At 38.3% G+C, this 26,140-nt stretch carries 18 protein-coding genes; 15 read left to right on the forward strand and 3 right to left on the reverse strand.

The window, feature by feature from the left end; translation table 11 throughout:
- The first annotated feature begins 27 nt into the window (after positions 1 to 27).
- Positions 28 to 1,008: an EamA family transporter gene (locus HNP38_RS01575; protein ID WP_184183410.1), complete on the forward strand. Its 981-nt coding sequence runs from the start codon at positions 28 to 30 to the stop codon at positions 1,006 to 1,008.
- Positions 1,009 to 1,210: 202 nt separating this feature from the next.
- On the opposite strand, the gene rplS is transcribed toward HNP38_RS01575, so the two are convergent.
- Positions 1,211 to 1,564 (reverse strand): 50S ribosomal protein L19, encoded by a 354-nt coding sequence (rplS, locus tag HNP38_RS01580; protein WP_089792393.1) that lies wholly within the window; start codon positions 1,562 to 1,564, stop codon positions 1,211 to 1,213.
- Positions 1,565 to 1,840: 276 nt separating this feature from the next.
- Between rplS and HNP38_RS01585 the strand changes: the two genes are divergently transcribed.
- Together HNP38_RS01585 and HNP38_RS01590 are read left to right on the forward strand one after the other, a co-directional pair.
- A complete protein-coding gene (locus tag HNP38_RS01585; RefSeq protein WP_184183413.1) occupies positions 1,841 to 4,588 on the forward strand; it encodes a fibronectin type III domain-containing protein in 2,748 nt (915 codons plus the stop codon).
- A 141-nt stretch (positions 4,589 to 4,729) separates the two neighbouring features.
- Complete coding sequence (locus tag HNP38_RS01590; RefSeq protein WP_184183416.1) at positions 4,730 to 5,431, forward strand: CoA transferase subunit A; 702 nt, start codon at positions 4,730 to 4,732, stop codon at positions 5,429 to 5,431.
- A 70-nt stretch (positions 5,432 to 5,501) separates the two neighbouring features.
- Here the strand turns inward: HNP38_RS01590 and HNP38_RS01595 are convergent, their stop codons facing one another.
- Positions 5,502 to 7,307 carry an ABC transporter ATP-binding protein gene (locus tag HNP38_RS01595; protein WP_184183418.1) on the reverse strand — a complete coding sequence of 602 codons (1,806 nt, stop codon included), beginning with the start codon at positions 7,305 to 7,307 and terminating at the stop codon, positions 5,502 to 5,504.
- 121 nt (positions 7,308 to 7,428) lie between these two features.
- Between HNP38_RS01595 and HNP38_RS01600 the strand changes: the two genes are divergently transcribed.
- A complete protein-coding gene (locus HNP38_RS01600; protein ID WP_184183420.1) occupies positions 7,429 to 8,082 on the forward strand; it encodes a CoA transferase subunit B in 654 nt (217 codons plus the stop codon).
- 143 nt (positions 8,083 to 8,225) lie between these two features.
- Here the strand turns inward: HNP38_RS01600 and HNP38_RS01605 are convergent, their stop codons facing one another.
- The gene (locus HNP38_RS01605; protein WP_184183422.1) at positions 8,226 to 9,020 is read right to left on the reverse strand and encodes a DUF4197 domain-containing protein; all 795 of its coding nucleotides are present in this window, start codon (positions 9,018 to 9,020) and stop codon (positions 8,226 to 8,228) included.
- A 104-nt stretch (positions 9,021 to 9,124) separates the two neighbouring features.
- Between HNP38_RS01605 and HNP38_RS01610 the strand changes: the two genes are divergently transcribed.
- The 11 genes from HNP38_RS01610 (at position 9,125) to HNP38_RS01660 (ending at position 25,909) form a co-directional block, all read left to right on the forward strand.
- A complete protein-coding gene (locus tag HNP38_RS01610; protein ID WP_184183424.1) occupies positions 9,125 to 11,386 on the forward strand; it encodes a family 20 glycosylhydrolase in 2,262 nt (753 codons plus the stop codon).
- A gap of 21 nt (positions 11,387 to 11,407) precedes the next feature.
- Positions 11,408 to 12,400: an isoaspartyl peptidase/L-asparaginase family protein gene (locus tag HNP38_RS01615; RefSeq protein WP_184183427.1), complete on the forward strand. Its 993-nt coding sequence runs from the start codon at positions 11,408 to 11,410 to the stop codon at positions 12,398 to 12,400.
- 43 nt (positions 12,401 to 12,443) lie between these two features.
- The gene (locus HNP38_RS01620) at positions 12,444 to 13,106 is read left to right on the forward strand and encodes a copper homeostasis protein CutC (protein WP_184183429.1); all 663 of its coding nucleotides are present in this window, start codon (positions 12,444 to 12,446) and stop codon (positions 13,104 to 13,106) included.
- A gap of 165 nt (positions 13,107 to 13,271) precedes the next feature.
- The gene (locus HNP38_RS01625) at positions 13,272 to 15,743 is read left to right on the forward strand and encodes a beta-mannosidase (protein ID WP_184183432.1); all 2,472 of its coding nucleotides are present in this window, start codon (positions 13,272 to 13,274) and stop codon (positions 15,741 to 15,743) included.
- Positions 15,744 to 16,166: 423 nt separating this feature from the next.
- Positions 16,167 to 17,075, forward strand: coding sequence for an AEC family transporter (locus HNP38_RS01630; protein ID WP_184183435.1), 909 nt, complete (start codon positions 16,167 to 16,169; stop codon positions 17,073 to 17,075).
- A gap of 205 nt (positions 17,076 to 17,280) precedes the next feature.
- Positions 17,281 to 19,728, forward strand: a complete 2,448-nt coding sequence (gene priA / locus HNP38_RS01635) for a primosomal protein N' (protein ID WP_184183438.1) — start codon at positions 17,281 to 17,283, stop codon at positions 19,726 to 19,728.
- Between the two features lie 163 nt (positions 19,729 to 19,891).
- On the forward strand, positions 19,892 to 21,364 hold the full coding sequence (gene dacB / locus HNP38_RS01640) for a D-alanyl-D-alanine carboxypeptidase/D-alanyl-D-alanine-endopeptidase (RefSeq protein WP_184183442.1): 1,473 nt from the start codon (positions 19,892 to 19,894) through the stop codon (positions 21,362 to 21,364).
- An 83-nt stretch (positions 21,365 to 21,447) separates the two neighbouring features.
- Positions 21,448 to 23,376: a M1 family metallopeptidase gene (locus HNP38_RS01645; RefSeq protein ID WP_184183445.1), complete on the forward strand. Its 1,929-nt coding sequence runs from the start codon at positions 21,448 to 21,450 to the stop codon at positions 23,374 to 23,376.
- Positions 23,377 to 23,612: 236 nt separating this feature from the next.
- Positions 23,613 to 24,185 carry a TlpA family protein disulfide reductase gene (locus tag HNP38_RS01650; RefSeq protein WP_184183448.1) on the forward strand — a complete coding sequence of 191 codons (573 nt, stop codon included), beginning with the start codon at positions 23,613 to 23,615 and terminating at the stop codon, positions 24,183 to 24,185.
- A 90-nt stretch (positions 24,186 to 24,275) separates the two neighbouring features.
- Positions 24,276 to 25,472 (forward strand): glycine C-acetyltransferase, encoded by a 1,197-nt coding sequence (gene kbl / locus HNP38_RS01655; protein ID WP_184183451.1) that lies wholly within the window; start codon positions 24,276 to 24,278, stop codon positions 25,470 to 25,472.
- The gene (locus HNP38_RS01660) at positions 25,472 to 25,909 is read left to right on the forward strand and encodes a hypothetical protein (protein WP_184183454.1); all 438 of its coding nucleotides are present in this window, start codon (positions 25,472 to 25,474) and stop codon (positions 25,907 to 25,909) included. The genes kbl and HNP38_RS01660 overlap by 1 nt, the downstream gene beginning before the upstream one ends.
- Positions 25,910 to 26,140 lie beyond the last annotated feature (231 nt).

Below are 26,140 nucleotides of genomic sequence, written 5' to 3' on the forward strand. Positions count from 1 at the left end.
GTACCTTTGCAGCCGTTAAAGAAAACTATGAAGAAGAGAAATATACTGAGAGGAGTTTTATTTGTAGGTGTAGGTGCCAGTATATATGGTATGTTGGCTACATTCGTGAAAATGGCCTATGAGGAAGGCTATACTACTTCTGAAGTTACCACGTCGCAGTTTGTACTTGGGCTTATAGGCCTGTTACTCCTCAATTTTATTCAAACCATAACCTCAAGACAAAAATTATCATCTCCAACTGGTAAAGAGTTCAGAATGCTTATGCTGGCGGGCACTTCCATGGGATGTACAAGTCTGTTTTATTACCTTGCCGTCCAGTACATCAATGTTTCTATTGCCATTGTGCTTTTGATGCAGTCGGTCTGGTTCAGTGTGGTGGTGGAAAGCTTTTTGATCAAAAAACTGCCTAACGCCAGAAAAATCTTTGCAACAATGGTTGTCCTGCTGGGAACAGTATTGGCTACCAATCTTATCAATGCCGATGTAGAGCTGGACTGGAAAGGTATTTTCTGGGGGCTGATGGCTGCGGCATCTTATACATTGACGATGTTTACCTCCAACACTCTTGCGACCCATTTGCCGGTCTTCAGGAAAAGTATCATTATGCTTTCCGGAGGTGCGGTTGTTGTATTTGCCTTCCTGTTCTTTGCCCAGATAGGGCCTCTTTATTCCGATAGCCTGAAATCGGTTTACCTTAATTTTACGGAGAATACACAGCATATTCGTTCTTTTGATTATTCCATACTCTGGAAATATGGTTTTGTTCTGGCTTTATTTGGGACTATTATCCCTCCTGTTTTATTTAATATTGGATTTCCTGATGCAGGTTTGGGGTTGGGAAGTATAGTCTCTTCATTGGAACTTCCTGTTTCTGTAACGATGGCTTTTGTGCTATTAGGGGAAAAAGTATTATTGATCCAATGGGCGGGGATTGTACTGATCCTTTTTGCCATAGTTCTTATGAACCTGCCATCCAAAAAAGAAATTGCAGTCGCTGAATTATCTTAGAAATTAGAATTAAATTTAAATAAAGAACCATCTTGTAATATAGATGGTTTTATTTTTTTATAGATTGAGATTTTGCAGTTTTTCACAATAGTATACACAAACATCAACGTGGTCTGCTAATCTGCGAGATATTTTTAAAGTAAAATAAAAAGAGACCATTCGAAATGAACAGTCTCTTTTTGTATGTATTGTTGTCTGAATTTTATTTCTTGAAAGCAGCGTCTTTGATTCTTGCTTTTTTACCTCTAAGGTCTCTGAAATAGTAGATTCTTGATCTTCTAACTTTACCTCTTCTGTCAACTTCAATTTTCTGAAGAGCCGGCATGTTGATAGGGAATACTCTTTCTACACCTACATCACCGCTCATTTTTCTGATAGTGAAAGTTTTGGTAGAACCTGTACCTCTTAATTGAATCACTGTTCCTTTGAAGAACTGGGTTCTTGTCTTTTGTCCTTCTTTAATTTCGTAATACACCGTAATGGTATCACCTGCTTTGAATTCGGGGAATTCTTTTTTCGCAATGTACTTATCCTGTACGTACTTTAATAAATCCATTATTAATTAAAATAAAATGTTAAAGCTAAGCAACTTACACGTTGATCGTCAGAGGTTGAATAACAGGTTGCAAATATACAAATTAGTTTTTGAATTCGCCAAATATTTAATGTGTAAAAAACTATAATTTTTCAGGTGAACTGAGGCTGAAAATTAACACATCTTTTAAGTTCCCATTAAACTGGGTTTACATGGGAACTCTACTTTTGCCCGGAGTAAAATGGCTTCATTATCAAATCATTGCATACTTACAACATCACTTAAATTAAATCCATTATGAGACTTTCCTTATTCCTTCTTTGTTTTGTCGTCCAGATCACTTTTGGGCAGGCATTATTTCCTTATTTACAGACCCCGACTTCCAATTCTATCATTGTGAACTGGAAAACAGCTTCCAATAATGAAACTACTATCATTTATGGAGATTCGCCGGCCAATCTGAATGTTACCGTTACAGGAACTACCAATATATTTTCAGATACGGGATATAATAACAACTATTATTATCATACGGCCAAAATCAACAACTTACAGCCCAATACAAAATACTACTATAAAATAAAGACCGGAACCACTGAGTCTGCAATTTATAACTTCAGAACACTGCCTTTACCGGGACAGCCTGCAACAGCAGATGGCAAAATACGTTTCCTGATCATGGGAGACAACCAGATCAAGGCGGAACCGAGATATGATACTCTTACGCTAAATGCATTTAAGAAACTGAAACAAAAATTCGGCGCCAATTCCGATCCTTCAGACCATATTTCGCTTACATTCATGGTAGGAGATCAGGTGGATGTGGGAACGCTGGATCATTATGAAAATGTTCACTTTAAAAAGAATACCAAACTATCCCCTTATTTGCCTATTCAGACAACCGTAGGAAATCATGAAACGTACGGAAGTTTGGGAATGAATTCTTACTATGCTCACTTTTACATCGATGAAATTAAATATAAAAACATTTCATCAGGAAATGAGAATTATTATGCCCAGCAGGCCGGAAATGTATTGTTTATAAGCCTTAGTTCAGAACATACAGGTTCTGCACAGCAAACGTGGCTGCAACAGATCTTAAGCGAAGCCAACAATGATCCTACGGTAGACTGGATCATTTCACTAAGCCACAGGCCTTACCAGGCGGAGCAATATGTAGGAGACATTTCGTCTTGGATAAGGAATAATGCAGTTCCGCTTTTAACTGCTTCTAACAAATATTTAATGCATGTAGGGGCGCATCACCATTTATACCACAGAGGACAATTGAAGAATACCCCGAATTACCAGATCATTTCAGGAGGAACTGCTTGGGATCAATATTGGGGAATGTCGAACGAACAGGATTTTGATGATGTTCAGAAAACCTTGACAGACTGGACCTATCAAATTGTAGAAGTAGACGTCAACAATGGAAAAGTAGATGTGGAATGCTATTCTATCGGAGGAATTTATACTAAAAAATATAATGAGTTAGTAGATACTTTCCACCGATATAAAAACCAGCCAAAACCTGAAAAACCATCTATTACAAACACTTTCACAGCACCAATAACATTGCCATTAACTCTGAATGGAAGCCCATTTTCATCCTCAAACGGAGAGCTGTTAAACACCACTCAATTCCTGATCAGTAAAGCAGCTGATTTCTCAGTTATTGAAAAAGAATTTTACCGGGATTATGAAAACTGGTTTGGGAAAGACGGAAACGGAAATCCGGATCTTACCAAAAACCTGAATGCAGGTGTAGATATCACAAAAGCAACATTTGCTGCCAATTCTATATCAAACGGAATATATTATGTGAAAATCCGTTACAGGGACAGAAACCTGGAATGGAGCGACTGGAGCGATGTAAAACAGTTTGAAGTAATAGGAAGCGTAGTTTCTAACCCGACTTTTTCATTAAATAAAACAGAGTACTTACAGAATGAGCCTATAACCGCTACTTTTACCGGCGGTCCGGGAAATCAGCAGGATTGGGTCGGGATCTATAAAAAAGGACAGACTCCTGCAGCCATAATATCCCAGGCATATTCTTACACCAATGGACAAACTGCAGGAACAGTTAATTTCAATAATGGTTTACCCAGTAAAGGACAATATTTTGCTGGTTTTTTTGCCAATAACGGTTATACAGAAATCACTGCAAGAAAAAACTTCTATGTAGGTCCGAATGTGCAGTTACAGGCAACCTCAGACACCTATCCGGTGGGAGGAACAGTTACCATCAATTATAACAACGGTCCGAACTTGGTAAAAGACTGGATCGGGATCTATAAAATGGGGCAGGTTCCGGGAACTAATACTTCCATCCAATGGAGCTATGTGGCAGCTGCTTCGGGAACGCTTAATTTTACAGGGCTTCCAAAAGGATATTATTACGCACAGTATTTTCTTGAAGACGGATATACCGCAATAGGTGAAAAAATATTCTTTAAGGTAGGAGATATCGTTACGGAATTATGGATCAATAAGCCGGTGTATACATTAGGAGAAAATATTACCGCTTCATGGACGGATTCTCCGGGGATCATCAAAGACTGGCTGGGAATTTATCCGCAAAATATACAGACACCCGACGATCAGTTTATCTCTTATACCTACTTCGACGGAGTAACGCAAGGTACCAAAACTATTACAGGAAATGTAAATGGCATACCAACCGCGCCGGGCAACTACTACATGGTCATGTTTACCAATGATTCCTATATGGAAGTTTCCAACAGGGTACAGTTTCAGGTAACTTCACCAACTCTGGGAACAGATGAAGTGAAAAACAGTACGGAGAAAAATGTGATCCTATATCCAAACCCTTCAAAACCGGGAGAACCCACCTTTATCAAAAGTGATTACCCGATCGAAAAAATAGAATTGGTCTCTGCTTCAGGAGAATTGTTATATGAATCTAAAAACATTCACAACCAGCGCTTCTCTTTAGTGAATGAAAACCTTCCGAAAGGAGTGTATTTCGTGAAAGTTCATACCAGAAAGCTGTTTACGCTGAAACTAATCATTCAGTAAATATTCAAAATCATAATAAATCAAAGCGGGAATTTCTCCCGCTTTTTCCATATATGGGAAATTGAAAATTCAAACCTGTGCCAGATATCTCAGATATAAGAAAAATGATTAAATTTAGCCAATAGAAAAATCTAATATTTCATGATAGATAAAAGAGTAAAAAATGCAAAAGAAGCCATCGAAGGAATTAAAGACGGAATGACATTAATGCTGGGCGGGTTTGGTCTTTGCGGTATTCCTGAAAACTCCATTAATGCTTTAGTAGAAAGCGATGTGACAGACTTAACATGTATTTCAAATAATGCAGGTGTCGATGATTTCGGGTTAGGTTTATTGCTTCACAAAAGACAGATCAAAAAAATGATCTCTTCATATGTGGGAGAAAATGCTGAATTTGAAAGACAAATGCTTTCCGGGGAATTGGAAGTCGAGCTTACTCCACAAGGAACTTTGGCAGAAAAATGCAGAGCTGCACAGGCGGGAATTCCGGCATTTTATACCCCAGCCGGCTTTGGAACAGAAGTAGCAGAAGGCAAGGAGGTGAAGGACTTCGATGGAAAGCCTCATATTTTAGAACATGCCTACAAAGCAGATTTTTCTATTGTAAAAGCCTGGAAAGGAGATCATGTAGGAAACCTGATCTTCAAAGGATCGGCAAGAAACTTTAATTTTCCAATGGCTGGTGCAGGAAAAATTACCATTGCTGAAGTAGAAGAATTGGTAGAGCCGGGGCAATTGGATCCGAACGAAGTGCATATTCCGGGAATTATGGTCCAGAGAATTTTCCAGGGTGAGAAATTTGAGAAAAGAATAGAACAAAGAACAGTTAGAGCAAAAGAATAGATTTTTATCTTTTGTGTTTAATATTAATAAAAAAATAAAGCGCTGATATTATTTCAGCGCTTTATTTATGTTATGCTTCCGGTGAAATAAGAATTTTTCTTTCTCCGATCTGTTGTCGCCACATCGCATAGTATAGTCCTTTTTCGGCAATTAAATTATCGTGAGATCCCATTTCTATCACTTGTCCGCGTTCAAGTACATAAATTCGGTCTGCATGCATGATGGTGCTTAAACGATGGGCAATAAGAACCGTAATCTGCTCCTTTTCTTTTGAAATATTTTTTATTGTAGAAGTTATTTCCTCTTCGGTAATACTGTCTAAAGCAGATGTAGCTTCATCAAAAATTAATAAATGAGGCTTCCTTAAAAGTGCCCGTGCAATGGCGATTCTTTGTTTTTCTCCACCACTCAGCTTCAGTCCGCCTTCACCGATAACGGTTTCGATGCCTTTTTCTGCTCTTTCTAATAATGCGGTACAACTTGATTTTTGCAAAGCAATCTCCAGTTCAGATTCTGTAGCGTCAGGATTTACAAAAAGAAGGTTTTCTTTGATGGTACCTGCAAAAAGCTGAGTATCCTGGGTAACAAAACCAATTTGATTTCTCAGTTCATCAAAATCAAATTCTTTTCCATTAATGCTATTGTAAAAAATATTTCCTTCCTGTGGCCTGTAAAGCCCGACCAGCAATTTGACCAATGTACTTTTCCCTGAACCGCTTGGCCCCACAAAAGCGATGGTCTCTCCATTGTTAACATCAAAAGAGATATTATTTAAGGCTTTATACTGGGCTGACTGGTGTTTGAAAGAAACATTCCTGAATTCTAATTCTTCAATAGCACCAATTTGTTTTGGATCAAGAGGTTTTTCTTCCACATCTTTTTTCATTAAACGGTCAAAATTCTGAAGAGATGCTTCCGCCTCACGATAAGAGATAATGATGTTCCCGATTTCCTGCATCGGTCCGAAAATGAAAAAACCATAAAACATAAGAGACAGGTATTGTCCGGGAGTAACAATATTCTTAAAAATTAATAATAACAGAGTCATGGTGATCATCTGTTGAAGAAAATTGACCATAGTTCCCTGAATAAAACTTAAAGAGCGTATGCTTTTTACCTTTCTGAGCTCCAGTCCAAGGATCTTGTAGGTATTATTATTTAAACGGATAACTTCCTGGTTGGTTAATCCTAAACTTTTAACAATCTCGATATTCCTTAAACTTTCTGTAGTACTTCCTGCTAAAGCCGTGGTTTCCGAAACAATATTTTTCTGGATGTTTTTTATTCTTTTGCTCAGTAAGTTGGTAATAAATGCGATCAGGAAAATTCCGCAGATGTATACTGGCATGATCGACCAGTGTAAACGAATTGCATACACGGAAACGAAAATAATGCTTACTAAAATTCCAAAGAAAATATTGATAAAACTGTTAATGAATTTTACAGAATCTTCTCTTACTTTCGTTAAGATCGACAGGGTTTCGCCGCTTCTTTGATCCTCAAATTCTTGATAGGGTAATGCCATTGAATGTTTTAAACCGTCTGTAAAGATTTTCGCACCGAATTTTTGAGTAATAACATTTACTACATAATCCTGGAAAGCCTTGGCAATTCGGCTGACCATTGCTGTACCGATAAGTAGTCCTAAAAAATAGAATACTCCATGATAGATTCCTTCACCATATAAATATTGGTTTAGATTTCTGGGCAAAAGCTTTTCCTTATCAAAAAAATTAGGATGAGTGACCAGCTTATCAAGGATATTACCTGTAATGGCCGGAGCAAATAAAGAAAAAACCTGATTAATGGTTGCCAATAGCAAAGAGAGGATAATCAACCATTGGTAAGGTTTAAGGTATCTTAAAAGTGTTTTCATTCGAGCAAATAATTTTGCAAAATTAGAGATATTATTTTGACTTATGATATTAATAATTTTGAATAACAAAGCCCTTTTGTATTCAAGTGAAAATAATTAAATTGCGGTCTAAGTTTTAAATATGCTTACAAAAGAACAAATTGCTAAAAGAATTTCAAAAGAACTGAAAGACCGTTACTATGTAAACTTAGGAATAGGAATTCCCACTTTGGTCGCTAACTATGTTCCGGAAGGCATTTCCGTAGAATTCCAGAGTGAGAACGGAGTATTGGGTATGGGGCCTTTCCCTTACGAAGGAGAAGAAGATGCAGACATCATCAATGCCGGAAAACAAACCATTACCATATTACCTGGAGGATCATTTTTTGACTCCGCATTCAGTTTCGGCATGATCCGTAGTAAGAAAGTAGATCTAACGATCTTGGGAGCCATGGAAGTTTCGGAAAACGGAGATATCGCCAACTGGAAAATTCCGGGGAAAATGGTAAAAGGAATGGGAGGCGCGATGGATCTGGTTGCTTCTGCCGAAAATATTATCGTAGCTATGATGCACGTAAACAAAGCAGGAGAAAGCAAAATTCTAAAGAAATGTACACTTCCTTTAACAGGAGTTAACTGTGTAAAAAGAGTAGTTACGGAATTAGCGGTTTTAGATATCACTCCGGCTGGTTTTAAACTGGTGGAAAGAGCGCCGGGAATTTCAGTAGAACATATTATACAAGCTACAGAAGCAGATCTGATTATTGAAGGAGAAATTCCTGAAATGCAGTTTTAATGTAATTGGAGATGCTTCGACTCCGCTCAGCATGACATCGCTAAAAATTTACCGTTAAATATGGCAGGTAGTAATTAGATATGTCATGCTGAGCGGAGTCGAAGCATTTTAATTTTTATTTCAATACAAAAGAACTTACTGTCTTATTTCACCCCAAATACCTTCTGCAAAAGAGAAGTCGTTCTCAATGCAGGATTATTACGAATTCCATTCTCTTTTTCCGCGATCATTTTAAAGACCCCATTAATGGTTTCTGTCGTAACATATTCATTAAGATCGGTAGTTACAGACTGTCCAGTCAATAAATTGTATTTTGAAATTAAATTTTTCCAAACTGTGTCAGCACCTACTTTTCCCAATGATGCTTTTACCTTCGGCTGAAAGGCCGTAAATAACTGACTTTGGGTTTTGGTTTGTAAATAATTCGTAGCGGCATTATTAGAACCTAGCAAAATATTTTTTGCATCCGTAATCGTCATTGAAGTAATAGCATTGGCAAAAATGGGAGCAGATCCCGTTACTGCATCTTCAGCAGCCCGGTTCAGTAATTTTACGCCCTGATCCGCAAGGCTTCCCAGGCCGACTGCGCGAAGCTTGGTGTCAATCACCCTTAATTTTTCAGGCATTAAGATCTTCACCATCTCATTTTTATAAAAACCGTCAGCAGTCCCTAATTTTTTTACACCCTCCGTTACTCCAAGATTTAAAGCTTCTTTTAACCCAGATGAAATTTGGGTCGAGGTAAGACTGCCAAGATTTACGGAAGAACTATTTTTTGTTGTTGTGGAACCTGATGCTGTGGAGCTGGTTGCTTTTACAGGAGCGTTAAGATCAATACCCGTTTTATCTTTGATGGTTGATTTTATAGCATCTAAGATCTGTGCCTGAGTAGAAACTGAAAATGACAGGCAAACAGCCAGAACAAAAGTTTTTTTCATTATCGTATTTTTGCAAAGTTAGATATTCGGTTATTGAATAAGTTAAATTAATCAATAAATTTTTTAGAAAATAAGTATATTCGCTTAAATCTTAATCTAATAAAATGCAACGCTTTTTACTGGTCTTTTCCATTCTGATTTCCAATGTATTTTTTTCACAAATTAAGCCTAATTTAATTCCGAAACCTCAGAAAAATGAGATCCTGAAAGGAAACTTTACGCTTCCGGAAATATTAGTATTAAGTGGAGATCTTCCGAAAGAGGAGACAGAGTATTTCAAAAAAAGATTAAGTTCTCAGTTGAAATTTCAGTATGCTCAAAAAGGAGGTGGAATTCATTTGACAAATTCCATAATTACAAGCTTGCCAAAAGATTATGATCAGAAAAAAGAGTATTATTCTTTGGAAATTTTGCCCAAACAAATTCATATAAAATCCTATACCGAACAAGGATATTTCCGTGCACTTCAGACATTGAGCCAGTTATTTGAAGAGCATTGGGACAACAGAAAAATTCCATGCCTTAAAATTGAAGACCATCCGGAATTTTCATGGCGGGGAATGCACCTCGATGTATGCCGCCACTTTTTTACGGTGGATGAAGTAAAACAATACATCGATTATCTTGCGATGTACAAACTGAATACCTTTCACTGGCATTTGACAGACGATCAGGGATGGAGAATCGAGATCAAAAAATATCCGAAACTTACCCAAATAGGTTCAAAAAGAAAGGAATCCATGATAGGGGCTTATGTTGATGATACCTTTGACGGAAAACCTTACGGGCCCTTCTTTTACACTCAGGAACAGATCAGGGATGTTGTTCAGTATGCCCAAAAAAGACACATTACCATTGTCCCTGAAATAGAAATGCCGGGACACGCTTTGGCGGCATTATCGGCCTATCCGGAGTTAGCCTGCACAAAAGGGCCTTTTGAACCGGCAACGAAATGGGGCGTTTTTGATGATGTTTTCTGTCCGAAAGATGAAACATTTACTTTCTTGGAAAATGTTTTGGATGAGGTCATTCAGCTTTTCCCATCGCAATACATTCATATCGGAGGCGATGAATGCCCGAAAACAAGATGGAAAGTATGTACCCATTGCCAGGAACTGATCAGGAAAAATAATTTAAAAGATGAACATGGCCTGCAGAGCTATTTCATTCAGAGAATTGAAAAATATGTCAACAAGAAAGGCAGAAAAATTATCGGCTGGGATGAAATTTTAGAAGGCGGACTGGCTCCCAATGCAGCAGTGATGAGCTGGACAGGTATTAAAGGCGGAATTGAAGCTGCCAAAACCGGCCATTTTGCCGTAATGACCCCGGGAGCTTACTGTTACTTTGATCATTATCAGGGAGATCCGCAATCCGAACCCAATGCTTTCGGAGGGTTCACTCCTTTAGATAAAGTCTATTCCTATAATCCTATTCCATTAGAACTCAATGCAGAGCAGGCAAAATATATTTTAGGCGTTCAGGCTAACTTATGGACAGAGTATATCCAGGATTTCAAACAGGTTCAGTATATGATCTTCCCGAGGATAATGGCACTTTCGGAAGTGGCTTGGGGAACAGCAGATTCAAAAAACTATAGGGAATTTGAAAACAGGGTAATACAACAATTTAAAGTACTGGATAAGATGAACATCAATTATGCAAAAAGTATCTACAATATTTCAGTAAAAGTTATTCCAAATAATAGTGGAGTAGCTTATGAGCTTTCAACTTCGCAGGATCCAAAAGGAATAAGATATACTTTGGATGGTACAGAACCTACAGCAAGCTCTCAGGTTTATCAAAATGCTGTTCCCGTTTCAGAATCTTTAATTATTAAATCGGCTTATTTTGAGAACGGGCAATTAAAAAGTGCAGTTTCCTCCCAACAATTTTCGGTTTCGAAGACAACAGGAAAAAGTATTACTTTAGAACAGCAGCCCAATGAAAATTACTCCTTCGGTGGAGCTTTCACCCTAGTAGATGGGATTATTGGAAACCCGGGACAGCTCGGAAAAACATGGCTGGGCTTTCAGGGAAAAGACGTGGTAGCGACCATTGATTTGGGCCAGAAAACTGATTTTTCAGAAGTGTATTTCAATACCTTGGACAATAAAGGAAGCTGGATTCATCTGGCAAAAGCTGCACAGGTTTTTATCTCGGATGACAATAAAAATTTCAAAAAGATCAAAGAAATAGGAAGAGAAGAAATCTTAAAGGGCAAAGGAAAAATTAAACTGAATATAGGAAACCAAACCTCAAAATACATTAAGGTTAAAATAGAAAACGCAGGAATTATCCCTGCCGGAAATCCAGGCGCAGATTCAAAAGCCTGGCTTTTCGTAGACGAAATCGGAGTATTATAACTTTAAACCCTAAACCTAACTATGAATTCAAGAAGAAAATTTATAAAAAGCACAGCCTTATTATCTTCAGCCTTATTAATTGATCCTCTCGATCTGATTGCCAAAGATTTGCAGGAAAATAATAAAACGGTTAACAAGCCGATCGTACTTTCCACATGGAATTTCGGGTTAAAAGCCAATGAAGAAGCATGGACGGTTTTAGGAAAAAACGGGCGGGCATTGGATGCTGTTGAAAAAGGAGTTCGTTTAGTGGAACTAGATCCCAGTGAAAGAAGTGTAGGCTATGGAGGCCGCCCGGACAGAGACGGAAGAGTGACTTTAGATGCCTGCATTATGGATGAAAACTATAATATTGGTTCCGTTGCCTGCTTAGAAAATATTAAAAACCCGATTTCAGTAGCAAGAGCGGTGATGGAAAAAACACCACACGTAATGTTGGTAGGAGACGGAGCGTTTCAATTTGCCATTTCTCAAGGTTTTAAAAAAGAGAACCTTCTCACTCCTGAATCGGAAAAAGAATGGAAAGAATGGCTAAAAACCAGCCAGTATAAACCCATTGTGAATGTTGAGAATCACGATACTATAGGAATGATCGCACTGGATGCACAGGGAAACCTTTCAGGAGCGTGTACAACCAGCGGAATGGCGTTCAAAATGCATGGCAGAGTAGGAGATTCCCCGATTATCGGAGCCGGATTATTTGTTGATAATGAAGTAGGTGCCGCCACAGCCACCGGTCATGGTGAGGAGGTGATCAGAACTGTTGGAACCCACCTTGTAGTGGAACTGATGAGGCAGGGAAGAACCCCACAGCAGGCCTGTAAAGAAGCCGTAGAGAGAATCGTAAAAATTGCTCAAAGAAGAAATAAGAACTTAAAAGACATCCAGGTTGGGTTTATTGCCCTGAATAAAAAGGGAGAATATGGTTCTTACTGTATTCAGGACGGATTTAACTTTGCAGTTTATGATCAGAAAGGAAACAGGCTGGAAAAACCGGATTTTGCTTTGAAATAAGAGTAAGTAATTAGAAATTAATTTTCCTAAACCTTAAACCTAAATGTCAAAAATAGAAATAGCCTGCTTTAATCCTGAATCAGCGATCATTGCCTTTGAAAATGGAGCAGACAGAATAGAATTATGCGACGGATTAAATGAAGGTGGAACAACACCTGATTTTGAAATAACAAAACAGTTGCGGGAGAAAATAAACATCCCGATTTTCGTCATGATCCGTCCCCGGGGCGGAGATTTCACTTATACTGAAGTAGAATTTGAACAAATGAAAGAAGATTTGATCCGATTAAAATCCTTAAACATAGACGGTTTTGTTTTTGGAATTTTGGATGAAAATGAAGAAATAAATATAGAACAGAATAAGGCTTTAGTTGAGTTGGCAAAACCCTTTCCATGTACTTTTCACCGTGCTTTCGACAGGGCAAAAGATATGGAAGACTCTTTGGAAAAAGTAATTGAATGCGGATTTAAAACCATCCTTACTTCAGGACAAAAGTTAAACGTTTCCGAAGGGAAAGAGAACCTGAAAAAACTGGTAGAATTTTCCAATGGCAGAATAGAGATCCTTATTGGAGGCGGACTCCGCTCGACCAATATTCGGGAAATAAGAGACTTTACGAATGCAGGCTATTTCCATTCTTCTGCTATTACAGACGGCGGAGCAATTGCAAATCCTGATGAAGTTATTGCATTGAGAAACGGATAAAATGTCACAGCATTTTTGTCATTCTGAATGAAGCGCAGCGGAACGAAGAATCTCAACTTAATACTCTTAACAGCTTAATTTAAAGCTTAGTGGTTAAAATTATTAAGATTCATCGTTCCTCGGAATGACAAACTATATGCTTTAAAACCATAATAAATATAATTGATGAATAGAACTATCCTTTTTGCTTTCTTTTTCATTCAGAATTTAATTTCTGCCCAATTTTCAGAGAGAAATTTATCCTCTGAGAAATGGCAGTTCAAAAATTCAAAAGAAAACGGGTGGTTTCCTGCCAAAGTGCCGGGAACTGTTCATCTGGATCTTATGAACAATAAAGTTATACCCGATCCTTTTAAGGATGAGAATGAAAAAAAAGTACAATGGATAGAAAACGAAGACTGGGAGTACCAGACCCGTTTTACAGTATCATCAAAAGAACTGAAAAATCAAAATATCGATCTGGCTTTTAACGGATTAGATACGTTTTCTGAAATATATCTTAACGGTAGGCTTTTAAAGAAAACTGATAATATGTTCAGAAAATGGGAGATCCCTGTAAAATCACATCTGAAAACAGGGGAAAACTTATTACAGGTCAAATTTAAATCAACAATAATTGCAGGAAAGCAACTAGCCCAAAAAGTACCTTTTACAATGCCTGAGTCTCCAAGAAGTTTCGTGAGAAAGGCACAATATCAGTTTGGTTGGGACTGGGGTCCTAGATTAGTAACTGTGGGAATCTGGAAAGATGTAAAATTAAGCTTTTGGAACAACGCCAGATTCGGAAATGTAAAGGTTGAGCAAAAAAAACTGACAAAGGAAAAAGCAGATTTAAATATTCATGCTGAAATTATTGCTGAAAAAGAAGAGGAATATATAGTTTTAATCAATAGTAGACCCTTCAATTTTCAACTGAAAAAAGGAAATAATACAATTCAGATCCCCCTCGCAATTTTAAATCCAAAACTTTGGCAGCCAAACGAATGGGGAAATCCTGATATGTATGATATTAAAATTTCCTTACAAAAAGATTCAAAAATTCTGTACGATAAAAATTTGAGAATCGGGTTGCGGACCGTAGAACTGGTTCAGGAAAAAGATTCCAAAGGAAAATCCTTCTATTTTAAAGTGAACGGATATCCGTTATATATCAAAGGAACGAATTGGATCCCGGCAGACAGCTTTTCGCCAAGAATGACCGGGGAAAAATACCAATATCTCATTAAACAGGCGAAAGAAGCCCATATGAATATGATCCGCGTCTGGGGCGGTGGAATTTATGAAAATGATGAATTTTACAAAGCCTGTGACGAGAACGGCATTCTGGTATGGCAGGATTTTATGTTTGCCGGAAGCTTTTATCCTGGAGATGAAGAATTTTTACAAAATGTAAAAGAAGAAATTAAAGAACAGGTCAACCGTTTGCAAAATCACCCGTCTATTGCTTTATGGTGCGGAAATAACGAAATAGATGAGGCGATTGTGAACTGGGGCTATCAGAAGCAGTTCAACTATTCAAAAGATGACTCTTTGCAAATATGGAAAGATTACCGGAAGGTTTTTCATGAATTAATTCCGAATACTTTAAAAGAAAACCTAACAGCGGATAAAAATATATACTGGCCAAGCTCACCTTCAATCGGATGGGGACATAAGGAAAGCCTGACGGAAGGAGATTCCCATTATTGGGGAGTCTGGTGGGGAGAACAGCCGTTTGAGATGTACAATGAAAAAACAGGGCGTTTTATGTCAGAGTATGGCTTTCAGGGAATGCCGACTTTGGAAACGACCAAAGCCATGTTTTCCGGAAACCCTGATCTGAATTTGCAGGATCCTGTCATTAAGGCCCATCAAAAACATCCGAGAGGATGGCAGATTATTGATGAATATATGAAAAGGGACTATAAAATTCCGGCAGACTTTGTGAAATATAACTACGTTTCCCAATTATTGCAGGCACGGGGAATGAAAATAGCCATAGAAGCCCACCGCCGGGCAATGCCTTACAATATGGGAACCCTATACTGGCAGTTGAATGATTGCTGGCCGGTAGTTTCCTGGTCATCATTGGACTATCTGGGTAACTGGAAAGCCCTGCATTATGAAGCAAAAAGGAGTTTTGAGCCTACTATAATTTCAGTTGCAGAAACAGATAAAACATACGATATCTACTTCGTAAGTGATTTACAAAGTGATTTAGGAATAGGCTCAGGTGCGGAACTTAGTGATATTAATGGCAAAATACTTTGGAGCATGGAAGCCGCCGATCATTTGAAAGCCAACGCAAGCGAAAAACATTTTGAAATTAAAAAATCAGAATTTGCAGGATTTGATCTTTCAAAGGCATTTTTAAGGGTCTATTTTGATAATGATTCTATGAAACAGGAAAAACTGTTTTTCTTTGTTAAACCCAAAGACCTGAAACTCATAAAACCCAATATTCTGGTAAGGAAGATCTCTTCCACGGAAATTGAAATTTCCACGGATGTTCTGGCAAAAGATGTCTATCTGCTGGGTGATACGCATTTCAGTGACAATTTTTTTGACCTCCTTCCTAGAACTTCCAAAAGAATTAAACTTTCAAAACCTTTGGAAAAAGTTGAGCTAATGAGCCTTTGGAATACAATGATGGACTAGGTTTAGATAAGGAAAAAACCTCAGATTTTACTTCGTGCAATAATAGCCTGATTTAATATGTTTTATATATTATCCTAACTGGCCTTCATCACAGCAGATGTATTGGAGATTAGGATTGGGATGAATGTCAAAAAGGAGTTAAATATCCTTGTATGTTTCTTGATAATGAAACTTAAATGTTAAAAAATCTTCGGTACAGTTGTGATTTAAATTCTCGATAAGTTTAAGCAGGTATTTGATAACAAATTTAATTATTCAGCCATAAAAAATAGAATACCAATGATAAATCGAAGCCTTTGAACCAGAATTCGCTGGATCAAAAAAGACCTTATGGCAATTAAGCGGAAAATCCAGGGTAAAAAGTCACCAATTTCAATTGATAATTAAAAATCAACTGTAAATTTGCATCATATTTTCAGGATTATGGTAAATTTTGTTTTGATTGGAGTATGCATTATAGCAGGAATGATATTCAGAGCGACAAAAACCATCCATCCTGATGCCCATAAAGGTATCAATACCTGGATACTTTATCTTGCCCTGCCTGCAGTTTCCTTCAAATACCTTCCTAAAGTTCAGTGGACAGTGGAAATGCTTTTCCCCATTATGGCTACTTTCCTTATTTCTGTTTTCTGTTTCTTTTTTATGAAACTTTACAGTAAAAGTAAAGGCTATTCCGGGAGGTCAAGAAGTACGCTGGAACTCACAAGCGGCTATAGCAATACCTCTTTTATCGGATTTCCGCTGATCAGTGCGTTTTATGGAGAAAGTTTCCTGAGTATTGCCATTATATGTGATCAGACCATGTTCCTGGCGCTTTCAACCCTTGGGATTATTGCCGCCGTAAGAGGAGGAAGCAGATCAGGAAAAGTAAGTATAGCATTTATCCTCACAAGGCTGGTCACTTTTCCTCCGTTGATAGGATGTATTTGTGCATTGGTATTATCTCCCTTTATTGATTTAACATTCGCGGAGCCCTTTTTTGATAAGTTGGCAGCAACGGTAAGTCCCTTAGCTCTATTTTCCGTAGGATTGCAGCTAAAATTCAATGGCTGGAAGAAACTGATCCCCCAAATGTCAGTTTCGATGTTATATAAGATGATACTGTCTCCGGCAATCGTTTTGGGAATGGCTTTATTGTTCGGGATAAAAGGGGATGTGGCTAAGATCACTGTTTTTGAAGCGGCAATGCCCACCGTGGTAACCTCAAGCATTATTGCCGAACAGTTCCGGTTAAATACCAAACTGACGAATCTGACTATCGGATTTAGTATTATCATTGGCTTTTTTACTTCTGCCGTCTGGTATAGAATTATCGATATGTTTTTTTGAAACTTTAAATATTTATAGCATAAGCTAATCGCCCAGTTTATCGGGGTCTCAGCAGTCTTTTTAAAAATATAGTTTAGATTCTTCATTCCTTTACACTTCATTCAGACTCATAAAGAGAACGCTAGACCTTAATCTCTGCTTTATCCTCAATAAAAAATTGCACTTCTCTGAAGAAAAATATAATTTTACACTTTAAATACTTCCTTTGCGTTACGCCCAGATTATCTTGCCATTAAATTTAAAAGGTTCTTTTACATACAGGATCCCGGAAGAATTAATGCCTTCCATACAGCCGGGAATGCGTGTTCTGGTTCCTTTTCGCGGGAAGAAGATCTATACGGGACTCGTTTTTGAGATCCATGATCATGAGCCGGAAAACTTTATTCCAAGGGAGATCATAAGCATTTTGGATGAATTCCCGATCCTGCCCAAAGAGCAGATCAGTTTCTGGAACTGGCTTTCGGAATATTACCTGTGCAGCCCGGGTGAAATTTACCGTTTTGCCTTCCCGTCTTCTTTAAAGCTGGAAAGTGAGACCTATTTAAAATTAAGACCTAATGTTGCTGTAGATTTTGAAAATCTGGATGTGAACGAAATGTACCTCATTCAGGCACTGGAAGTGAGACAGCTGATCAATCTTACGGATATAGAAGCATTTATTCCTAAAAAAGAGATCATTAAAACCATCAATTCCTTGATTGATCTGCAATACATAGAAATTGATGAGAAAATTGCCGAAAAATATAAAGCCCGGGAAGTCGCTTATGTGAAGATCAATGAGAAATTCCTGAACAATCATGACCTTACGGAGATCCTTTCAAAACTCAATAAAGCTCCACGGCAAAAAGACCTTTTTTTACTGATTCTGGATAAGCAGACGGAAACTCCTTCGGCTTACATCAAAAAATCCGAATTATTTGAAGCCGGAAATTTCGGAAGCTTGCATTTCAAAGCTCTGGTCGACAAAAATTTTGTGGAGGAATATTATCTGCAAAAAGACAGGCTTGAAAGCTATGAAGGGGAAATTGAAGAAATAGAAGAACTTTCAGAATCGCAGAAGCTAGCCAAAAAAGAAGTGGATAAAGCCTTTGAAGACAATAAAAAAGTTCTGCTTCATGGTGTTACATCCTCAGGGAAAACTCATATTTATCTGGAAAAGATAGAAGAATGCATCAATGAAGGGAAAAATGCGCTGTTCCTGCTTCCTGAAATTTCACTGACCAAGCAGATCACCCTGAGATTAGAAAAAAAATACGGGAGACAGCTGGGCTTTTATCATCAGAAACTGACCGATTTTGAACGTGTGGAAGTCTGGAGGAAAATTAAGAATAATGATATCCAGATCCTTATAGGAACAAGGAATGCTTTGTTTTTGCCCTTTCAGAATTTGGGATTGGTGATTGTGGATGAAGAGCACGATTCTGCTTATAAGCCAAGAGAAGTTTCTCCTTATTTCAATGCGAAAGATGCGGCTTTGGTACTGGCTGGTTTTTACAAGGCTGGAGTGATCTTAGGTTCCGCAACGCCTTCTGTAGAAAGCTGTTATCTGGCCCGAAAAGATAAATTAAAATACGTTTTCCTCGGAGAAAGATTCGGAGATGTGAAACTGCCGGAGTATGAGCTGATCAATTTTAAAGAAGCCCAGGAATCTAAAAAAGTTTCAGGAAATTTTTCCTTGCATCTGATCGATGAGATCAGAAAAACTCTCGATGAAAAAAATCAGGCAATCATTCTCCACAACCGCCGCGGCTATGCCAATGTAGTAGAATGTGAAACCTGCGGTTATGTCAATTACTGCTCAAACTGTGATGTGGTCATGACCTATCATAAATCGGCCAATGAAATGAAATGCCATTATTGCGGCCAAAGGGCATCAAAACCAAAAACTTGCCCCAAATGCTATTCCGAAAACCTGAATGAGAGAGGAGTGGGCGTAGAGCAGATTCATGAAGAGGTCTCCAAAATATTTCCGGACAGTGAGGTAGACAGGATGGATGTGGATTCCATGCGGAAAAAATTTGCTTATGAAAAACTCTATGAAAAAATTGAAGACAGGGAAACAGATATTGTGGTAGGAACTCAAATGATCTCCAAAGGCCTGGATTTTGACCATATTGAACTGGTGGCTATTCCGAAAGCGGATTCCCTGCTGTATGTTCAGGATTTCAGGGCAGAAGAAAGAGCTTATCAGCTGATCACCCAGGTTTCAGGAAGAGCGGGAAGGGTTTCCGGGAAAGGTAAAATATTAATTCAGACCTATAATCCTGATCATTCCGTATTTCAGTTGATCCGGATCAATAATGTGACCAAGATTTATGATTATTTCCTGAAAGAACGGCAGAAATTCCATTATCCGCCATTCACAAAGCTGATCATGATTGAATTGAAGCACAGGAAAGAAGAAAAAGTCAACCGTGCTTCCCAATTTTTGGGCTCTGTTTTGCGGAAATATCTCCCGGAAGAATGTGTTTTGGGTCCGGAGCGGGCACAGATCGCCCGGCTGAATAATCTGTACCAGTTTCAGATATTGCTCAAGCTTCCTAGAGGAAAAAACTATGAAAAGTTTAAGGAAATGGTTTTGATAAGTTTGAATGAGTTTGAAGAGATCACTGCTTATCAGAGCATCAGAAAAGCTGTTTTAGTGGATTTTTAACAATATTTAACATAATTTACAGTCTTTTATAAGGGGGTAATGTTCTGATTTCTAACAATAATTTCTACTTTTGAACGTTGATTAACTGTTTGGCTCTTTTCTTGAATGATTTTTAACCAAATCGTTTTTATGATATCCAAACATGGAAACAAAAAGAAGATAGATGGTAAATTTCAGAAAATATATTTCAGGCATAACGGTATTGGCTTCTGGTTTTTTCCTTGCCCAATCTACCGTTTCTACCGTTCTTTACACTCCGGCTTACGAAAATCAGAAAAGTACTTTAAACCTGCCTTCTCCCATAACTTCGATGGTGGAGAAAGCGATTTTGTCGCCGAAAGAACTTGTAGATATTAATGTAAACACAATGATGTCGGACCCCGTGCTGAAAAATGCAACCTGGGGATTCGTAGTGTATGACCCGAAAACGAAGAAAGTGATTTCCTCGTATAATGAAAATACTCCTTTAGTTCCGGCTTCTACCACAAAATTATTGACTACGGAAACGGCTTTAAGCCTTCTGGGTGAGAACTACCGCTGGATGACCCAGCTGGAATATTCAGGAAGTATAGATGAAAATGGAGTTTTAAATGGCAATCTTTATATCGTAGGAAGCGGTGACCCGTCTTTGGGTACCAATAAAGCCGGGGCCTGGTCGTATAAAGAAATTGTTTCAGACTTCGTAAGCGGAATTTCACGCGAAGGGATCAAAAAGGTAAACGGGGATATTATTATCCAGACAGCGCTTTTCAAAGGTAATATTTCAAGACTTCCGGAAAATGTTGTTTGGCTAGAAAACAATAACTACTATTTGCCTGCAGGAACCACGCAAGAGATCAATCCTGCTAACGAAAAACTGATCGTAAAGAAAGGAAATAGTTTTTCTGCTGAGAAAAAGTATTTCTATGTTTCCCCTTATATGAATCAGATGGTATATGCCGATAAATATGATGGAGACGGGATCTTAACAACAAAATTGCCTGATGCGCCTGCTTATCTGGCTAATTCATTCAAAACTACTCTGGTAAAGAGCGGAGTAAGCGTTACAGGAAAAGTAACTCCAAGAATGACAGATGGAACGCCTGAAAGCAGAAAAATGATTTCAGCGTACAAATCTCCGACCTTGGCAGATATCGTGTATTATACCAATCAGCACAGTGATAACTCATTGGCAGAAGCCCTGCTAAAAACAGTAGGATTTCAGAAACTGGGAGATCAGACCTCAGAATCAGGAAGAAGTGTAGTGACGGAACATTTAAAAGATATTTCCTTTGATCTGAACGGGCTTAGCTATGTGGATGGAAGCGGGCTTTCTAGAAGCAATCTGGTGACGCCTATTTCTCAGGTGAAATATCTGACCTCTTTGATGAATGAAAAATATTACAAGACCTATTTAACGTCTTTACCGATCGGAGGACAGTCCGGAACCCTGAAAAGAATGTTTCTGGGAACGGGTAACGGGCAGATCTTTGCTAAAACAGGAACTTTGAGCAGGGTAAAAACACTGGCAGGATATATGAAGACCAACTCAGGGAAAACCTTGGTATTCTCATTACTGGTGAATAACTATTCAGGGTCTGTGGATATGGTGAAAAAAAGAATGGAAAAAATCCTTGAACCGGCTCTGGATCTTTAAAAAATATAATTTACTAATATTAAAAACCTTTTAATCCATGATTAGAAGGTTTTTTTTATCTTTGAGTATATAAAAGTCTGACTATGAGAAAACTTTATCTTTTGGTGATCAGCATTTTTGCCATTCATCCTTTACTATATGCTCAGGACGAGAATATAGAAATGAAAGGACTCATCGCAAAGGAGATGAAGTCTTTTGCTCACAAGATGATTACTTATAATATTAATCCTAACACGCTGAATTATGATCTTCAGTATCAGAGGATGGATGTTACCTTAAACCCTTTCGTGAATACTATTTCAGGCTCTGTCACTTCACATTTTAAGCCTAATCAGGGGATAAGCAGTATCTATTTTGACCTTACGAATACTTTAACGGTTTCTCAGGTAAAACATCACGGTGCTGACCTTGCTTTCCAGCAGCTCGCAACAAGAGAGATAAAGATAGATTTTCCGGCTTCTCTTCCAGCTAATGTTTTGGACTCTCTTACCATACACTATTCAGGAACACCACCTTCAAACAACAATGCTTTTGCTGTAAGTACTCAAGGCGGTACGCCTGTGCTTGCCACTCTTAATGAACCTTACGGAGCCCAGGACTGGTTTCCCACCAAGCAAAGCCTTAATGATAAGATAGAACGGTTTGATTTCAAAATCACAACGCCATCTCAATATAATGTGGCATCGAACGGAAAGCTGATGTCGGAAACCATACTCCCAAGCGGTGAGAAGCTGACCTTCTGGAGGACCATGTATCCCATGACGGCTTACCTGGCTGCTCTTTCCATTACGAATTTTGTGAAACTGAACGATACCATAGGAAATCCTCCTTTTCCATTCGTGAATTACCTGTATCCTTCTACGGCAGCCAATGCTACGAGTATGTCCAATATTGACTGGACGAAACAGGTCATGAACACTTTTGAAACCTATTTCGGGCCATATCCTTTCCGGAACGAAAAATATGGGCATATGGAATTCATGTACGGCGGAGGGATGGAGCATCAGACCATGTCTTCGATGGGGGCATGGAGCAGGGGACTTATAGCCCACGAGCTTGCCCATCAGTGGTTTGGAGATAAGGTGACCTGTGGCGCGTGGAATGATATATGGCTGAATGAAGGTTTTGCTACCTTTGGGGAGCACGTAGCCTATGAAAAACTACTGATGAGCAATGCCGATTTTATGACCTATCTGTCCGGTCAGAAAGATTTTATCACCAGTGCGCCCGGTGGAAGCACTTATGTCGCAGATGCTAATCTGTCGAGTGTGGGAACAATTTTTAACGGGAGATTATCCTATTCGAAAGGGGGCTATATTGTAAGAATGATCAAATGGATCCTGGGAGAAACTGCATTTTATCAGGCTCTTAAAGACTATCATTCCAGGCCGGCTTTAGCCTATAATTATGTAAGAACCTCAGATCTGAATGCTTCGTTATTGCAATCTACAGGAAAAGATTTTACAGGCTTTTTCAATGACTGGGTCTATGGCGAAGGGTATCCAACCTATGACATCCGGTGGAAACAGGCACCCAATCAGGATATCGTCTTCAAGGTTTCCCAAACCCAAAGCCATGCTTCGGTGGGCTTTTTCGAGATGCCTTTGCCGATAAAAGTAAACGGAACGGGTGGTGAAGTTGCTTATTTTGCTCTGAACAATACTTCCAATAACGAGTATTTTGTACAGTCTGTATCCTTCCCGGTGGCAAGTGTTCAGTTTAATTATGAATACCAGATCCTGGAAAGAAACTCTACAGTAGCCCAGGACAATGCTTTAAGTACAGAATCTGTGGAGCGCGAAAGCTTTGCTTTATATCCTAATCCGGCCAATAATGAGATATACGTGAAAGGAGTGGATAAACCTGTGGAATTCACCATTCATTTTACTGACGGAAAACTGGTAAGAAAGGCGGTTTATCATCCGGGTAAAGCGGTAAACATTGCAGAATTGGTTCCCGGAACTTATATTTTCACAATAAAAGGGAAGAATATTAAATTTGTTAAATATTAAATACATATCAAAGCGGACTTTAGTCCGTTTTTTTTATTTTTGATCATAACTTAAGAACCCGTTTAAATTTTATTTCTACCTTTAATCTTTTTAGTGTTCAATTAAACATGCAGTTTGTCATGCTGGAAGCATCTTTACACAGTATAGAAATCGGAATGCCAAGCTTGACTCCATTGCAAAAAATAAGAGTAATAAATTTAAAAAGGCTCTAAATCTTTAAACAGAGAATGAAAAGCATGAAATTTTTTTTAATGGCCTGCTCGTTCAGCAGTGCCTTTCTTTTTTCCCAACAAACGGAATGCGGATTACAGAAGTCTGAATTTATAGATTTCCCGACAGTAGATAAAGAGAGCATATCATGTATTGCTAAGAATTCTGAAAAGAAAGCTACCGTATTTTATACGCTGGCGAGTTGGTGTGTACCTTGTGTCAAGCATCTTCCGGATGCGTTACAGCTTGAAAAAGATTTCAATACCGATGTGTATGTGGTTTTGGTAGAAGCTGAAGATGATGAAAGGATAAAAAGGGCAATTAATATTGTTAAGAGAGCGTCACAGGATGCTAAGATTTTAGTGTTAAAGAACTCAGTCTACAAAGGGGGAGTGAAGAAACGCAATTCAGCTTTTGTTAAGCAGATCACGCCAAAGCAATTTGAAACCATACCCGATTTCTCAAAATTTATTGTCCTCAATAATCAGGGTGAGGTAGTGATGGTAACCAACTGGAAAGACTATAAGGAAATTGACCGGAAAAATAGAGAAAATGTGCAGCAAATGCTCTCGCATACCGTCATTCCTTTATTAAAGTAAAGATCTTATGAAAATATAAATTACAATGCTGTTTCCTAAAGTTGAAACGGCTTTTTTTATTAAATTAGCGCATCTAAAAAATTACTGAAAATGATCTCTAAAAAGTATCTTGAAAACCTCCGAAACGAACTTAAAAATATTGAGAACGACGGACTTTATAAAAGAGAAAGAATTATCACTTCCCAGCAAAGTGCCGAAATAGAAGCCAACGGTAAAAAGCTGTTGAACTTCTGTGCCAACAATTATCTGGGATTATCCAACAACCCTGAAGTGATGAAAGCTTCCCAGGATATGATAGGATCTCATGGTTACGGAATGTCTTCAGTACGTTTTATCTGTGGAACCCAGGATATTCATAAGCAGCTGGAGCAAAAGATCGCTGACTTTTTAGGTCTTGAAGACACGATCCTTTATGCAGCATGTTTTGATGCCAATGGAGGCGTTTTTGAGCCCTTATTTACGGAAGAGGATGCTATTATTTCTGATGAACTGAACCATGCTTCTATTATCGATGGAGTTCGCCTTTGTAAAGCAGCGAGATACCGTTATAAAAATAATAATATGGAAGATCTGGAAGCTCAGCTGATTGCCGCTTCCGAAAAAAATCATCGCTTTAAGATCATTGTAACGGACGGAGTTTTCTCGATGGATGGCATTGTAGCCAACCTGAAAGGAGTCTGTGATCTGGCCGATAAATATGACGCTTTGGTGATGGTAGATGATTCACATGCCACAGGGTTCATTGGTAAAACAGGACGCGGAACCCATGAAGCCAATGATGTGATGGGTAGAGTGGACATCATTACTTCTACTTTAGGAAAAGCACTTGGTGGAGCTTTGGGAGGATTTACCTCAGGAAAAAAAGAAATTATTGATATGCTTAGACAGCGCTCCAGGCCTTATTTATTTTCCAATTCTTTAGCGCCGGGAATCGTTGGGGCTGCCTCCAAAGTACTGGATATGATCTCGGAAGATACCTCTCTTCGCGATAAAGTAATGGAAAATGCCGGGTATTTCAGAACGCAGATGAAAGCCAAAGGGTTTGATATCCCTGATGGTGATGCTGCTATTGTTCCGGTAATGCTTTATGACGCACCGCTTTCTCAAAAAATGGCAGAAAGATTAATGGATGAAGGTATTTATGTGATAGGGTTCTTCTATCCGGTAGTACCGAAAGGGAAAGCCAGGATCAGGGTTCAGTTATCCGCAGCCCATACAAGGGAACATCTGGATAAAGCTATCGCTGCTTTTGAAAAAGTAGGAAAGGAGCTTGGAGTGATCAAATAATGAGAAAACTGGCATTGATTTTGGCAATGAGCGTTATTTTGGTTTCATGTAAAGCCAAAATGAATCAGTACATCAAAAACGAAAATAATGTAAAAAAAAGATCCGGAAAGTGGAAGGAAGAGTATTCTTCAAACGAAGGTACTTATATTGCCGTGGGAAAATATAAGAATGGGGAGAAAGTGGGGGTATGGAAGACTTTTTTTGATAATAAGCTGTATCAGAAGGATAAGATCAGAAAAAATATCACCAAAACAAAACGGTATTTTTCTGATGGGACACTGATGGAAAGCGGCCAGTCGAAAATGGATATTTCTACTAATGAGCGCCACTGGTATTATTTTGATGACTGGAAGTACTACAATGATCAAGGGAAGCTTTTATATATCAAAAAGTATCATTTGGGTAATAAAACTGATAGTATTTCCTTGGTAAAATAGTATAGAATATTATATTTTAAGGTGTATTGGTTTACATATTTTACTTCGATTTCGCTCAGCATGACATAGCAGACAACTATGTTAAGGTAAAGCGTACGGTATTAACGATGTCATGCTGAGCGAAATCGAAGCATCTTTCTTACATAAAAACTTTTAAAATATTCAGTTTTTCCAGATCAGAAGAATTTTATTTTCAAAAATTATATAAAAACTTATCTTTGTAGCTAATTT

The sequence above is a fragment of the Chryseobacterium defluvii genome, assembly GCF_014204415.1.
GTDB lineage: Bacteria > Bacteroidota > Bacteroidia > Flavobacteriales > Weeksellaceae > Chryseobacterium > Chryseobacterium defluvii_A.